12 protein-coding genes are annotated in these 13,384 nt (G+C 71.5%); 8 read left to right on the top strand and 4 right to left on the bottom strand.

The features are described from left to right. Window positions 1-23: 23 nt before the first annotated feature. The 4 genes from H283_RS26540 to ilvD all read left to right on the top strand — a co-directional run bounded on the left by H283_RS26540 (window position 24) and on the right by ilvD (window position 5,391). Window positions 24-968, top strand: coding sequence for a hypothetical protein (locus H283_RS26540; protein WP_020142861.1), 945 nt, complete (start codon window positions 24-26; stop codon window positions 966-968). Continuing rightward, window positions 965-3,028: a YhgE/Pip domain-containing protein gene (locus H283_RS0107285; protein ID WP_020142860.1), complete on the top strand. Its 2,064-nt coding sequence runs from the start codon at window positions 965-967 to the stop codon at window positions 3,026-3,028. The genes H283_RS26540 and H283_RS0107285 overlap by 4 nt, the downstream gene beginning before the upstream one ends. A gap of 46 nt (window positions 3,029-3,074) precedes the next feature. Beyond that, a complete protein-coding gene (locus tag H283_RS0107280) occupies window positions 3,075-3,608 on the top strand; it encodes a histidine phosphatase family protein (protein ID WP_043648790.1) in 534 nt (177 codons plus the stop codon). 82 nt (window positions 3,609-3,690) lie between these two features. Further along, complete coding sequence (gene ilvD / locus H283_RS0107275) at window positions 3,691-5,391, top strand: dihydroxy-acid dehydratase (RefSeq protein WP_020142858.1); 1,701 nt, start codon at window positions 3,691-3,693, stop codon at window positions 5,389-5,391. 96 nt (window positions 5,392-5,487) lie between these two features. On the opposite strand, the gene H283_RS26535 is transcribed toward ilvD, so the two are convergent. After that, window positions 5,488-6,324 (bottom strand): helix-turn-helix domain-containing protein, encoded by an 837-nt coding sequence (locus H283_RS26535; RefSeq protein ID WP_020142857.1) that lies wholly within the window; start codon window positions 6,322-6,324, stop codon window positions 5,488-5,490. 127 nt (window positions 6,325-6,451) lie between these two features. Here H283_RS26535 and H283_RS0107265 point away from each other — a divergent pair, with 127 nt between their 5' ends. Then, window positions 6,452-7,270 carry a phytanoyl-CoA dioxygenase family protein gene (locus H283_RS0107265; protein WP_020142856.1) on the top strand — a complete coding sequence of 273 codons (819 nt, stop codon included), beginning with the start codon at window positions 6,452-6,454 and terminating at the stop codon, window positions 7,268-7,270. 97 nt (window positions 7,271-7,367) lie between these two features. Here the strand turns inward: H283_RS0107265 and H283_RS0107260 are convergent, their stop codons facing one another. The 3 genes from H283_RS0107260 to H283_RS0107250 are packed head-to-tail and all read right to left on the bottom strand — an operon-like array spanning window position 7,368 to window position 9,517. Further along, window positions 7,368-7,805 (bottom strand): SRPBCC family protein, encoded by a 438-nt coding sequence (locus H283_RS0107260; protein ID WP_020142855.1) that lies wholly within the window; start codon window positions 7,803-7,805, stop codon window positions 7,368-7,370. Between the two features lie 9 nt (window positions 7,806-7,814). Then, entirely contained in the window at window positions 7,815-8,807 is a 993-nt protein-coding gene (locus H283_RS0107255) for a GNAT family N-acetyltransferase (protein WP_020142854.1), read from the bottom strand. After that, on the bottom strand, window positions 8,804-9,517 hold the full coding sequence (locus tag H283_RS0107250; protein WP_020142853.1) for a GNAT family N-acetyltransferase: 714 nt from the start codon (window positions 9,515-9,517) through the stop codon (window positions 8,804-8,806). The genes H283_RS0107255 and H283_RS0107250 overlap by 4 nt, the downstream gene beginning before the upstream one ends. A 323-nt stretch (window positions 9,518-9,840) precedes the next feature. On the opposite strand from H283_RS0107250, the gene H283_RS0107245 reads away from it, so the two are divergent. The 3 genes from H283_RS0107245 (at window position 9,841) to ilvC (ending at window position 13,344) form a co-directional block, all read left to right on the top strand. Further along, window positions 9,841-11,700, top strand: coding sequence for an acetolactate synthase large subunit (locus H283_RS0107245; RefSeq protein WP_020142852.1), 1,860 nt, complete (start codon window positions 9,841-9,843; stop codon window positions 11,698-11,700). 2 nt (window positions 11,701-11,702) lie between these two features. Continuing rightward, a complete protein-coding gene (ilvN, locus tag H283_RS0107240; RefSeq protein ID WP_020142851.1) occupies window positions 11,703-12,215 on the top strand; it encodes an acetolactate synthase small subunit in 513 nt (170 codons plus the stop codon). 100 nt (window positions 12,216-12,315) lie between these two features. After that, window positions 12,316-13,344 carry a ketol-acid reductoisomerase gene (ilvC, locus tag H283_RS0107235; protein ID WP_020142850.1) on the top strand — a complete coding sequence of 343 codons (1,029 nt, stop codon included), beginning with the start codon at window positions 12,316-12,318 and terminating at the stop codon, window positions 13,342-13,344. The last annotated feature ends 40 nt before the right edge of the window (window positions 13,345-13,384 follow it).

The raw sequence follows: 13,384 nt of genomic DNA, 5'->3' as shown, positions 1-13,384 counted from the left end.
TCGTATCGGAGCATACTCGAGGGGTGACCACTTCCAGCTCAGCACGACCCACGGACCCCGACCGACGCACGGTCGTCGTCGACGACGTCAGCGTCGCCGGAACGCACGAGCCGTTCGTCGAGCACGTGAGCTTCGAGGCGCCGGCAGGTGTCGTCACCTTCGTCCCGACCGACCCGGGCATCCCCCAGGTCGCACTCGCCCTCGCGATCGGAGGCAGGGTCTCCCTGCTGCGCGGACGGGTCAGCATCGGCGGGGTCGCGGAGCGAGCAGAGCTGCAGCTGCGCACCCGGCTCGTCGACGTCGCCGACGTGACGGCCCCCGAGGACTCCTTGACGGTGCGGGCCGTCGTGCAGGAGGAGCTCGCGCTCGCCGAGCATCCCGCCTCCCGCTCGGCCGTCGCCACGTTCCTGGCCGACCACGACGTCGCCGACCGCTCCGACGTGCCCTGGGAGCAGCTGCCCGCCGGCGTGCGCACGAGCCTGCTGCTCGAGCTCGGAGCCCTCCACCCCCACGTACGCGTCCTCGTCCTCGCCGGTGCCGAGCGACACGGCGGGGACCACGCCGTCTGGCTCCAGACCTGCCACCGGCTCGCCCTGGAGGGCTTCGCCGTCATCGTCCTGACGACAGCTGCCCTCGTGTCCACGCTGCCGCCCCCCGTCGAGGTCGAGATGGAAACCGAGGCCGAGGCCGCGCCGCGGCCGGAGCTCGCGTCCAGGCAGCCCGATCCCGACCCAGAGCTCGCGCCAGAACCCGAGCCAGAACCGGCAACCGAGACGGCGCCCGACCCGGCGACCGAGCCCGAGGCCGAGGCCGAGCCGGCGTCCCCGACCGAGCCCGAGGCCGAGGCCGAGCCGGCGTCCCCGACCGAGCCCGAGACCGGCACTGAGCCGTCGACCGAGACCGAGCCGGCGACGACGCCCGACCCGCAGGCCGTCACCACAACCACCCCGAAGGAGCCCTCGGCATGAACCCCGTCCGCCTCGCGGTCGCCGAGCTGCGCCGCCTCACGAGCTCGCGACTGGCCCGGCTCGCCCTCGCTGCCCTCGTGCTCATCCCCACGCTCTACGGCGGTCTCTACCTCTACGCCAACCACGACCCGTACGGCGGCTTCCCCCAGGTGCCTGCGGCCGTCGTGAGCGACGACACCGGCACCACCCTCAGCACGGGGGAGAAGCTGCAGGTCGGCGGGCAGGTCGCCGACCAGCTCGTCGACTCGAAGTCCTTCGACTGGCACCGGGTCTCGCACGAGGAGGCGATGCGCGGGGTCGACGACGGGACCTACGCCTTCGCCGTCATCCTCCCTCGGACCTTCTCGGCCGACCTGGCGTCGACCGCCGAGTTCCGGCCGCGGCAGGCCACGGTCGTGCTCGAGACGAACGACGCCAACAACTACATGACCTCGACCATCGGCAACCAGGTCATCAAGCAGGTGACGTCATCGGTCGCGAGCGAGGTGAGCCGGACCGCGGCCAGCAAGCTGCTCCTCGGCTTCAGCGACGTCCACGACCAGCTCGTCAAGGCCGCCGACGGCTCAGAGCAGCTGCGGGCCGGGGCCGTCAAGGCCGACGACGGCGCCAAGAAGCTCGCGAGCGGGGCCCGCACCCTCGCGACCGGCCTCGAGGACCTCGCCTCTGGGGCCAGGCGTCTCGACACCGGCGTGGGCCAGGCGGCCTCCGGTGCCGACAGCCTCGAGGCGGGCGCCGGCCAACTCGCCTCCGGGCTCGCCACGCTGCAGTCCCGCACCGCCAACCTGCCGGCCCAGACGGACCGTCTCGCCGACGGCGCCGAGCAGGTCGCCGCGGGCAACCGGACCATCGCCTCCTACGGCAGCAAGGCCGCGACCGCGTCGACCCAGCTCAAGAGCCGGGTCGCCGCCGACCGGTCGAGCTTCCTGTCGGCCCTGCGCGCCCAGGGCCTCACCGACGCCCAGGTCGCCGTCGTCGAGTCGCGGCTCGACGTCATCGACGGCTATGTCGACACAGCTGACAGCACGATCCAGTCGGCCTCGGGCAGCCTGACCAGACTCTCCAAGGGCGCCGACCAGGTCGCGACCGGCGCCCGGACGCTCGCCTCGGCCACGCCGGCCCTGACGAGTGGCATCGCCGCGGCCCACTCCGGCGCCGTCCAGGTCCGCGAGGGTGCGAGCACGCTCGCGACCGGTCTCGACCAGCTCAAGACCGGGTCGAGCGCGCTCGCGTCCGGCGCGACGAAAGCCTCCACCGGTGCCGACCAGCTCTCGTCGGGCGCGACCTCCCTCGCCTCGGGGCTCGACTCGCTCGTCAAGGGCGCCACGGACCTGCACGCCGGTCTCGTCAAGGGCCGTGACGCCGTGCCCGACCCTTCCGACGCCCAGCGCAAGGCGATGGCGCAGACGATCGGCAACCCCGTCGGCGTCTCGTCCGACTCCCTGTCGTCGGCGGGCTCCTACGGCGCCGGGCTCGCGCCGTTCTTCATGAGCCTCGCGCTCTGGATCGGCGCCTACGTCCTCTTCCTCTTCGTCCGGCCCCTGTCGACGCGTGCCCTCGCGACGAGCCAGCGATCGGTCCGCACGGCCGTCGGCGGCTGGCTCGCACCGGCGCTCGTCGGTGTGCTCCAGGCCGCGGCACTCGTGCTCGTCGTCGGCAGGGGCGTCGACATCCGGATCGCCCATCCGGTGCTCGCCTTCCTCTTCCTCGTCTTCGTGTCCATGACGTTCGTCGCGATCCTGCACGCCCTCGCCGCACGGCTCGGGGCCGTCGGGAAGTTCCTCGGCCTCGTCCTCATGGTCGTCCAGCTCGTCAGCGCAGGCGGCACGTTCCCCTGGCAGACGTTGCCCGCGCCGCTCCAGGCCATCCACCACGTCGTACCGATGACGTACGCGATCGACGGGCTCCGCCGGCTCATGTACGGCGCCGACCTCGGTCCGGTGCCGGGCAGCATCGCGGTGCTCACGGCATACCTCGTCGGTGCCCTCGCCGTGTCGACGGTCGCCGCCCGGCGCTCGAGGATGTGGACGGCGTCGCGGATCAAGCCCGAGCTGAGCCTCTGAGCGATCCGGGCTGACAACGCGGCCGGTCCGGAGCATGCTCGGAGTCATGAGCAGCGCCTCGAGAGAGAAGACCCTCATCCTCATGCGTCACGCCAAGGCCGAGGAAGGAGCCGGCAAGGTCGACCACGACCGCGAGCTCGCGGCCCGAGGTCGCCGGGACGCCAAGGCGGCGGGCAAGTGGCTCCATGCCGAAGGCCTCGTGCCCGACCTGGTCATCTGCTCGACCGCGCAGCGCACGCGGCAGACGTGGGAGGAGGCGTGCCGAGGCGGCGCGCACACGGAGTTCGTCGAGTTCCGTCGCAGCGTCTACCTCGGCGGCTCCGAGCAGACGCTCGAGACCGTGCGCGAGGACGCCGGTGACACCTCGACCGTCCTCGTCGTCGGCCACAACCCGACGATGGCGCAGCTGACGAGTCTGCTCACCGACGGCGAGGGCTCGCGCGAGGCGCACGAGGCCCTCGGGGAGGGCTTCGTCACGAGCGGTCTCGCGGTCCTGCGCTACGCGGGGGACTGGGCCGACCTCGACCTCGGCACGTGCGAGCTGGCGCGGTTCCACGTCAGCCGTGGCCACGAGGACTGAGGGGCGCCCCGGCCCGGCCACGCACGGGCTCAGGCTGTGAGATGCGGTGTCCACCCAGCGGACACGGTTCTATGCTGCTCGCATGACGCAGACGCCTGACATCAAGCCCCGCAGCCGCGACGTCACCGACGGTCTCGAGAAGACCGCCGCGCGGGGGATGCTCCGGGCTGTAGGCCTCGGTGACGACGACTGGGTCAAGCCGCAGATCGGCGTCGCGAGCTCGTGGAACGAGATCACGCCCTGCAACCTCTCGCTCGACCGGCTGGCCAAGGCGGTCAAGGACGGCGTGCACGCCGGTGGTGGCTACCCGCTCGAGTTCGGCACGATCTCGGTCTCCGACGGCATCTCGATGGGCCACGAGGGCATGCACTTCAGCCTCGTCTCCCGCGAGATCATCGCCGACTCCGTCGAGACGGTCATGAACGCCGAGCGCCTCGACGGGTCAGTGCTGCTCGCCGGCTGCGACAAGTCGCTGCCGGGCATGCTCATGGCTGCCGCGCGCCTCGACCTCGCGTCGGTCTTCCTCTACGCCGGCACGATCCTGCCCGGCATCGCCAAGCTCTCCGACGGCACCGAGAAGGAGGTCACGATCATCGACGCCTTCGAGGCGGTCGGGGCGTGCAACGCCGGGAAGATGTCGCTCGAGGACGTCGACGCCATCGAGCGGGCGATCTGCCCGGGCGAGGGCGCCTGCGGCGGCTTCTACACCGCCAACACGATGGCTGCCGTGGCCGAGGCCATCGGCATGTCGATCCCCGGCTCGGCGGCGCCGCCCGCGACCGACCGCCGGCGCGACATGTACGCCCGCAAGTCGGGGGAGGCGGTCGTCGAGCTGCTCCGCAAGGGCATCACCGCACGCGACATCATGACGAAGCCGGCCTTCGAGAACGCCATCGCCGTCGTCATGGCCTTCGGGGGCTCGACGAACGCCGTGCTCCATCTGCTGGCGATCGCCCACGAGGCCGAGGTCGACCTGACGATCGAGGACTTCCGGCGCATCGGTGCGAAGGTGCCGCACCTGGCCGACGTCAAGCCGTTCGGCAGCTTCGTCATGAAGGACATCGACCACATCGGCGGCATCCCCGTCGTCATGAAGACCCTCCTCGAGGCCGGACTGCTCGACGGCGACTGCCTCACCGTGACGGGCCGCACGATGGCCGAGAACCTCGACGCCATCAACCCGCCGCACATCGACGGCCGTGTCATCCGCGAGATGGCGACGCCGATCCACAAGACCGGTGGCCTGACGATCCTCACCGGGTCGCTCGCGCCCGAGGGTGCCGTCGTGAAGTCGGCGGGCTTCGACGAGTCCGTCTTCGAGGGCACTGCCCGCGTCTTCGACGGCGAGCGCGCTGCGATGGACGCCGTCGAGCAGGGCTCGCTCGAGAAGAACGACGTCGTCGTCATTCGCTACGAGGGCCCCAAGGGTGGTCCCGGGATGCGCGAGATGCTCGCCGTCACCGGCGCCATCAAGGGCGCCGGCCTCGGCAAGGACGTCCTCCTGCTCACGGACGGTCGCTTCTCCGGCGGCACGACCGGACTCTGCGTCGGCCACATCGCCCCCGAGGCCGTCGACGACGGGCCCATCGCCTTCGTCCACGACGGCGACACGATCCGCCTCGACGTCGCGAACGGCACGCTGGACGTGCTCGTCGACGACGACGAGATGGAGCGTCGCCGCGCGGCCGGCGTCACGCACCCCGAGCCGAAGTACACCCGCGGCGTGCTCGCGAAGTACCGCAAGCTCGTCGGCAGCGCCAGCCGAGGCGCCGTCTGCGGCTGACCCTCGCTCGGGTCGAGGTGACGGCGACGCCCGGGTGGGTGCGCCGTCACCTCGCCCCTCGGTGGGGCGGCCGATGGCGTATGCCGGGTGGCCGGGTCAGTGTCCGGCGTCGCGGAAGGCGCGGGGCGTCACCCCGGTGTGCTCGCGGAACCGGCGGATGAGGTGTCGCTCGTCGCTGAAACCGGTTGCCGCAGCGATGTCCCGGACGCCGAGCCCGGTGTGGACGAGCAGGTCGGTCGCGGCCTCGAGCCGGCGTGCGGCGCGGTGGGCGTAGGGGCTCGTGCCGGTCTCCGACCGGAACCGGCGGCGCCACGTCCCGTAGGCCATCCCGACCTCCTCGGCCACGGACGGCAGGTCCAGCGGCTCGTCGAGGTCGCGGTCGAGCAGCTCGAGGGAGCGATCGAGCCAGTCGCTGCTCGCCGGGGCGCGAGGACCTCTGCCCGCACCTCCGGTCGCGATCGCCTCGAGCAGGGCCGTGAGCAGGTCGAGGGCCTCGGCGTCTCGTCCGGCAACGGACGTCGGACGGGTTCGCTCGCCGAAGGCCGCGAACCGGCGGCGCCACCGGGCGACCACCAGAGCGTGCACGAGGGGGTGGTCGGGCGTGAGCGCCCCACGTCGCCGAGCCAGCTCGAACGCGACCCCGTCGAAGACCACGAAGAGCTCGTCCCAGCCGGCGCGGTCGGCGCCGTACCAGTGCGGGTGCCCGGGGTGCACGACGACGAGGGAGCCGGGGCCCAGGGGCTCGTCGTGGGTCGCGTCCCGGTAGCGGCCCGTGCCCGCGGTGACGAAGGTCAGGCCCCACGTCGGGTGACGCCGCGTCGTGCCCACGGGTAGCCCGCTGCCGCCCGTGATGCGTCCGGCCACGAGCACCTCCCCGAGCCGGCCGGACGGCACGCGTCGAGCGCCGTCGCCGTGCGCTGCCCCCTCGTCCATGAGGTCATCGAACCAGATCGTTCCCCTGTGACCATGATGTTCCGGGTCTGGCCCGAGGTGGACTGGTGTTCTTGGACCTGCGACGACCGCTCGGGTCGTTCACGATCCACGGAGGACGAGCCGCAACATGCCCACCGACCTGCTGCCCGCGCTGACCACGGCATACCCCGTCTCCGATGATGCCGTCGCGGCGTACCGCGCGAACGGCCACGTTCGGCTGACGCAGGTGGCCACCTACGAGGAGGCCGCGGCCTACCGCGTGCCGGTGGCGGCGGCCGTCGAGCGCCTCAGCACCGAGACCCGGCCGCTCGCCGAGCGCGACAGCTACGGCATGGCGTTCCTCCAAGTGATGAACCTCTGGCGGCACGACGAGGACGTGGCGCGTTTCGTCATGGCATCCCGCTTCGCCGGCGTGGCAGCCCGCCTGCTCGGCGTCCCGAAGGTGCGGCTCTACCACGACCAGGCCCTCTTCAAGGAGCCCGGCGGGGGCTACACGCCCTGGCACCAGGACGCGATGTACTGGCCGCTGGACGGCTCGCGGTGCCTGACCATGTGGATGCCGCTCGTCGACATCACGCCCGCCCACGGCGGGCTCGCCTTCGCCTCCGGCAGCCACGTCGACGGGCCGCTCAGCGACATCGGCATCTCCGACGCGTCGGAGGACCACTTCGACCGGCTGCTCACGGAGCGCCGCCTCGTCGTCGACGAACCCGTCGCGATGCGTGCCGGCGACGCGTCCTTCCACTCGGGCTGGACGGTGCACAAGGCCCTCGGCAACTCCTCGGACCGGATGCGGGAGGTCATGACCGTCATCTGGTTCGCCGACGGACTGTCGGTGCTCGAACCGGCCAACTCGTCGCAGGCCAACGACCTCGCCTCGTGGCTGCCCGGGCTCGCACCGGGCGACGTCGCGGCCTCGGACGCGAACCCCGTGCTCACGTCGTGACCCCGCAACACACCGAGAAGGTCACGACGCACCGGCTTCCGATCCCGGTGCGTCGGGACCTTCTCGGTGCGTTGCGCCAGCGCGGGGCGTCGGGGAGCTAGGGGTTCTCGCCGGGCGTCGGCGCCTCGGCGCGCGCCTTGAGACCCGCGGCCTCCATCGCGAGGTAGCGGTCGGTGAGCGAGCGGTAGCCGCGCCCGACGACCGCGCCGAGCCAGCCGGACTGGGTGATCGAGAGCGTCGCCCGGCACGTGCCGGGGCCCGTCGCCTCGACGCCGTGGCGTCCGGTCGTCAGCGTCCCGGGCCCGCCCGCCTCCCACGTGAAGTCGTGCCCCTCGGTGAGTCCGGTGACGGTCCAGACCGTCGTCGGGATCCGCGGCTGGTCGATGCGGGCCCGCGCCCCGACCCGCAGCCCGTCGTCCAGCAGCGTCACCGACCGCACCGACGCGGTCCACTCGGGCCAGCGCTCGACGTCGCGCATCACGGCCCACACGCGGGCGACCGGGGCGTCGATGTCGATGCTCGTGTGCTGCTCCACGGCGTCTCCTCAGGCTGGTGCGGCCCCCGGTTCCGGTGTCACGTCGGCCGCCCAGTGGCGCCACACCGACGTGACCTGCATGCCGACCTTCTCATAGAGGCCGAGGGCGCCGGTGCGGGAATCGGTCGACAGCTCGGACCGCTCGCCACCGTGCGCACGGGCGACCTCGAACGCGTCGACGAGCAGCGCCCTGGCCAGACCCTTGCCGCGCTCGTCGCGGCGCACCGCGAGCTTGTCGACGTAGGCGCAGCCGCTCGACACGACGACGAAGGCCATCCCGACGACGGTGTCGGAGGCGTCGACCATGAGCCGAAGCTGCCACGGCTCGTAGCCGGGGCGTCGGGAGACGGTGGCCGTCCACTCCTCGAAGGTCGAGCGTTCGCGTTCGGACCACTCGAGGAAGGCGTCCTCGTTGACCGTCCACGTCGCGCGGAGGTCGTCCTCGTCGCGCGGCTCGCGGACGGCATACCCCTCCGGGACGGGCTGCGGCTCGATCGCCTGCCCGGCCGGCAGCTCGAGCACCCACGACGTCCAGAGGGTGCGGTAGCCGAGGGCCGAGAGGAGGCGCTCGCCCGCCGAGTCGCCGGGCACCGGCTGGCCGACGACGGTGCCCCCGTCACGCGCGCCGACGGCTCGGGTCCAGCGCGACAGAGCAGTCCCGAGGCCCAGCCCCCGGTGGGTCGGTGCGACGGCCGCGTCGGCCCAGCGCCCCTTGTAGACCTCTGCGTACGCGACGAGCCGGTCGCCGTCGAGCACGCCGACCGACTGCGTGGCGAGGTCGAAGGCGGGGCGCTGCCAGTCGCCGACGATGTCAGCCTCCTCGATGAGGACCTCGCCGACGTCGTGCAGCTCGCACGCGGCCATGAGCGCGGTGACGGCCGCCGCGTCGTCCTGCGCCAGCGGGCGGGTCGTCAGGGTGCTGACGGTCTCGGGAAGGTGCAGCGGCACGGCTTGGTGCGTGCCGGTCCGCGGCGTCAGGTCGCCCGACGTCTCGGTGGTCATGGGGTCTCCTCGGTGGAGTCGGGTGATCGGTCGGGGGATCGGTCGGGGGAGTCCTCGGTGTCGAGGCCGATCGAGCGGCGGAAGGCCGGCAGGCCCTCGACGGTCACGGGATGGTCCCCGCGCACGAGGTCCTCGGGCAGCAGCACGAGCTGCTGGTTGACGGCCAGCTCGCCCTCGCGGCGGCGCAGCCGCTTCTGGCCGCCGAGCCGGTAGCCCACCTTGCGGCTCACGGCGAGCGACGCCGCGTTGTCCGTGAAGGCGCCCGACGTGACCTCCTCGGCGTCGAGGTGGTCGAAGGCGAAGGCGCAGATCGCGCGACGCATCATCGTGCCGATGCCCTTGCCCTGGTGGGCCAGACCCAGCCACGAGCCGGTCTCGCCCGTTCGGGTCACGAGGTAGTCGCGCGTCGAGATCCCCTGCGTCCCGACGAGCGTGCCCTCGTGCCAGACGCCGAGGTTCAGCTCCCAGCTCTCCGGGGAGAAGTCGGCCCGGCAGCGCCACTGGTACTGAGCCATCCGACGGCGGAGCGTGTCCGGGTCGGTGTCGGTCCAGGGGTGGTAGAAGGGCATCCGGTCGGCGGGGTGGATGCCCTCGGCCGCGAGGTCGGCGAGCGTCCCGAGGTCGTCGTCGCCCAGACCGCGCAGCTCGACCGGTCCGGCGACGACCCGCAGGCCGAGGGCGGGCAGGAGGTCGGCCACGGTGCTCGTCATGCCGGCCAGTGTCCCGAGCCGGTCGCGCCGACGACAACCGACTTTCGCGCCCGGGCCCTCGGCTGGGGGCACGGGCCTCGTGGTGACAGTGGGTGAGATCACGAGGTCACATGTTGAGACGCGTGAGATGGTCGATTGACACCGCTGGGGCTTGGTAGGACGGTTGTCACGTGGCCCGACTCCTCGTACTTCCCTAGCGCGCCGACCAGCTCGAACGGTCAGCGCGCTCCCTTCCGTCCCACCGCGGGACCGGAGGGTTTTTTTGTGGCTGGAGTCAGCCCGAACCGGCATCACCATGCAGTGCTCGAGACAAGGAAGAGATCGTGAGCGACACGACGAAGCAGGCGCCCTCGCCCGCCGACGTGGCCTCCCTGGCCCGTCCCCGACCCGCGGCGGAGGCCAAGCCCGTCGGGCCCGTCACGCCGGCCCGTGAGGTCACCGGGGCGCAGGCGCTCGTACTCTCCCTCGAGGCCATCGGCTGCGACACGGTCTTCGGGATCCCCGGCGGCGCGATCCTGCCCGCCTACGACCCGATGCTCGACTCCAAGAAGGTCCGTCACATCCTCGTGCGCCACGAGCAGGGTGCCGGCCACGCGGCCGAGGGGTACGCGTCGGCGACCGGCAGGGTCGGCGTCTGCATGGCGACCTCGGGGCCCGGCGCGACGAACCTCGTGACGCCGCTCGCCGACGCGCACATGGACTCCGTGCCCGTCGTCGCCATCACCGGTCAGGTCGCGAGCGGCGCCATCGGCACGGACGCCTTCCAGGAGGCCGACATCCGCGGCATCACGATGCCGATCACGAAGCACAACTACCTCGTGACCGACCCGGCGAAGATCCCGCAGGCGATCGCCGAGGCGTTCCACGTCGCGAGCACGGGCCGCCCCGGCCCGGTCCTCGTCGACATCAGCAAGGACGCGCTCCAGGCGACGACGACCTTCAGCTGGCCGCCGCAGATCGACCTGCCCGGCTACCGTCCCGTGCTCCGTCCGCACGGCAAGCAGATCCGTGAGGCGTCGCGCCTCATGGCGGCGGCCAAGCGGCCCGTCCTCTACGTCGGCGGCGGCGTCGTGCGCGCCCGCGCCAGCGACGCCTTGCGCCGGCTCGTCGAGCTGACCGGCATCCCCGTCGTGACGACCCTCATGGCGCGTGGCACGGTGCCCGACAGCGAGCCGCTCAACCTCGGCATGCCCGGCATGCACGGCACGGTCGCCGCGGTGACGGGCCTGCAGAAGTCCGACCTGCTCATCGCGCTCGGTGCCCGTTTCGACGACCGCGTCACCGGCCAGCTCTCGACGTTCGCCCCGCACGCCAAGGTGATCCACGCCGACATCGACCCCGCCGAGATCTCCAAGAACCGCATCGCCGACGTGCCGATCGTCGGGGACGTGGGCGAGGTCATCAAGGACCTCATCGAGCAGATCACGCTCGACCGAGCGACGGCGGACGACGACACCGATGCCTGGGACTACGCCGACTGGCGCGATCGGGTCGCCGACTGGAAGCGGACGTTCCCGCTCGGCTGGACCGACAGTGAGGACGGCACGCTCTCGCCGCAGTACGTCATCGAGCGGATCGGTGCACTCACCGGACCGGAGGCGACCTACGTGGCAGGTGTCGGCCAGCACCAGATGTGGGCCGCGCAGTTTGTCAAGTACGAACGCCCGAACGCGTGGATCAACTCCGGTGGCCTCGGCACGATGGGCTTCTCGGTCCCGGCGGCCATGGGCGCCAAGGTCGCCGAGCCCGAGCGCACGGTCTGGGCCATCGACGGCGACGGCTGCTTCCAGATGACGAACCAGGAGCTCGCCACCTGCGTCATCAACAACATCCCGATCAAGGTCGCGATCATCAACAACAGCTCGCTCGGCATGGTCCGGCAGTGGCAGACCCTCTTCTACAACGAGCGCTACTCCAACACCGACCTGCAGCCGATGAGCCAGCGCGTGCCCGACTTCGTCAAGCTCGCCGACGCGTACGGCTGCCTCGGCCTGCGGGCCGAGACGCCCGAGGAGGTCGACGCCGTCATCAAGCAGGCGCTCGAGACCAACGACCGCCCGGTCGTCATCGACTTCATCGTGCACCGGGACGCCATGGTGTGGCCGATGGTGCCGGCCGGTGTCAGCAACGACATGATCCAGGCGGCGCGCCACGAGGCGCCGGTCTGGGAGCGGGAGGACTGAGCATGAGCAAGCACACACTGTCGGTCCTCGTCGAGGACAAGCCCGGCGTCCTGACCCGCGTCGCCGCGCTCTTCTCCCGACGCGGCTTCAACATCAACTCCCTCGCGGTCGGTCCGACCGAGCTGCGCGACATCTCGCGCATCACGGTCGTCGTCGAGGTCGAGGGCGCGGCCCTCGAGCAGGTGACGAAGCAGCTCAACAAGCTCATCGAGGTGCTCAAGGTCGTCGAGCTCGACCCGCACGCCTCGGTGCAGCGCGAGATCCTGCTCGTCAAGGTCCGCGCCGACCCGGCGACCCGCAGCCAGGTCATCGACACGATCCAGCTCTTCAAGGCGAAGGTCGTCGACGTGACGACCGACGCGATCGTCATCGAGGCGACCGGGACCTCCGACAAGCTCAGAGCCCTGCTCGACGTCCTCGAGCCGTTCGGCATCAAGGAGCTCGTCCAGTCCGGCATGGTCGCCGTCGGGCGCGGCTCGCGCTCGATCACCGACCGCAGCCTGCGCAGCGCCTGATCCGAGCTCGACCCGAGCTCGACCCGAGCTCGACCCGGCCGGGCTCCACCCACCGCACCACCAGACCCACCGCACACCGCAACCGAAGGAGAAGGCCACCATGGCCGAGATGTTCTACGACGACGACGCCGACCTGTCGATCATCCAGGGCAAGAAGGTCGCCGTCATCGGCTACGGCAGCCAGGGCCACGCCCACGCCCTCAACCTTCGCGACTCCGGCGTCGACGTGCGCGTCGGCCTCGCCGAGGGCAGCAAGAGCAAGGCCAAGGCCGAGGCCGAGGGGCTGACGGTCACGTCGGTCGCCGACGCGGTGAAGGAGGCCGACCTCGTCGTCATCCTCACGCCTGACCAGGTGCAGCGGACGGTCTACGCCAACGACATCCAGCCCAACCTCAAGGACGGCGCCGCGCTCCTCTTCGGCCACGGCTTCAACATCCGCTTCGGCTACATCAAGCCCGAGGCCGACGCCGACGTGCTCATGGTCGCCCCCAAGGGGCCCGGCCACATCGTCCGCCGCGAGTTCGCCGACGGCCGTGGGGTGCCCGTGCTCCTCGCCGTCGAGCAGGACGCGTCGGGCACGGCCTGGGACCTCGCCAAGGCCTACGGCAAGGCGATCGGTGGCCTGCGTGCCGGCGGTATCAAGACGACGTTCACCGAGGAGACCGAGACCGACCTCTTCGGCGAGCAGGCCGTCCTCTGCGGCGGTGCGAGCCAGCTCGTCATGTACGGCTTCGAGACCCTCGTCGAGGCGGGCTACCAGCCCGAGGTCGCCTACTTCGAGTGCCTCCACGAGCTCAAGCTCATCGTCGACCTCATGATCGAGGGCGGCATCGCGAAGCAGCGCTGGTCGGTGTCCGACACCGCCGAGTACGGCGACTACGTCTCGGGTCCGCGCGTCATCGACCCGCACGTCAAGGAGAACATGAAGGCTGTTCTCGGGGACATCCAGAACGGCACCTTCGCCAAGCGCTTCATCGACGACCAGGACGCCGGCGCCCCGGAGTTCAAGCAGCTGCGCGAGAAGGGTGCCCAGCACCCGATCGAGGGCACGGGCCGCGAGCTGCGCAAGCTCATGGCGTGGGTCAAGCAGACCGACTCCGACTACGTCGAGGGCAGTGCGGCTCGCTGACGCACCTGCACCGCTCGGCGGCCGGCGTCCCGTTCGTGGG

The sequence above is a fragment of the Terracoccus sp. 273MFTsu3.1 genome (assembly GCF_000383675.1).
Taxonomy (GTDB): domain Bacteria; phylum Actinomycetota; class Actinomycetes; order Actinomycetales; family Dermatophilaceae; genus Terrabacter.
This window is presented reverse-complemented; position numbering and strand designations above follow the sequence as displayed.

Coding starts and splice junctions, on each gene's coding strand:
- H283_RS0107250 (WP_020142853.1), bottom strand. CDS start 9,517: ATGACGAGCACCGTGGCCGACCTCCTGCCCGCCCTCGGCCTGCGGGTC.
- H283_RS0107255 (WP_020142854.1), bottom strand. CDS start 8,807: ATGACCACCGAGACGTCGGGCGACCTGACGCCGCGGACCGGCACGCAC.
- ilvC (WP_020142850.1), top strand. CDS start 12,316: ATGGCCGAGATGTTCTACGACGACGACGCCGACCTGTCGATCATCCAG.
- H283_RS0107265 (WP_020142856.1), top strand. CDS start 6,452: ATGCCCACCGACCTGCTGCCCGCGCTGACCACGGCATACCCCGTCTCC.
- H283_RS26535 (WP_020142857.1), bottom strand. CDS start 6,324: ATGGACGAGGGGGCAGCGCACGGCGACGGCGCTCGACGCGTGCCGTCC.
- ilvN (WP_020142851.1), top strand. CDS start 11,703: ATGAGCAAGCACACACTGTCGGTCCTCGTCGAGGACAAGCCCGGCGTC.
- H283_RS0107280 (WP_043648790.1), top strand. CDS start 3,075: ATGAGCAGCGCCTCGAGAGAGAAGACCCTCATCCTCATGCGTCACGCC.
- ilvD (WP_020142858.1), top strand. CDS start 3,691: ATGACGCAGACGCCTGACATCAAGCCCCGCAGCCGCGACGTCACCGAC.
- H283_RS0107285 (WP_020142860.1), top strand. CDS start 965: ATGAACCCCGTCCGCCTCGCGGTCGCCGAGCTGCGCCGCCTCACGAGC.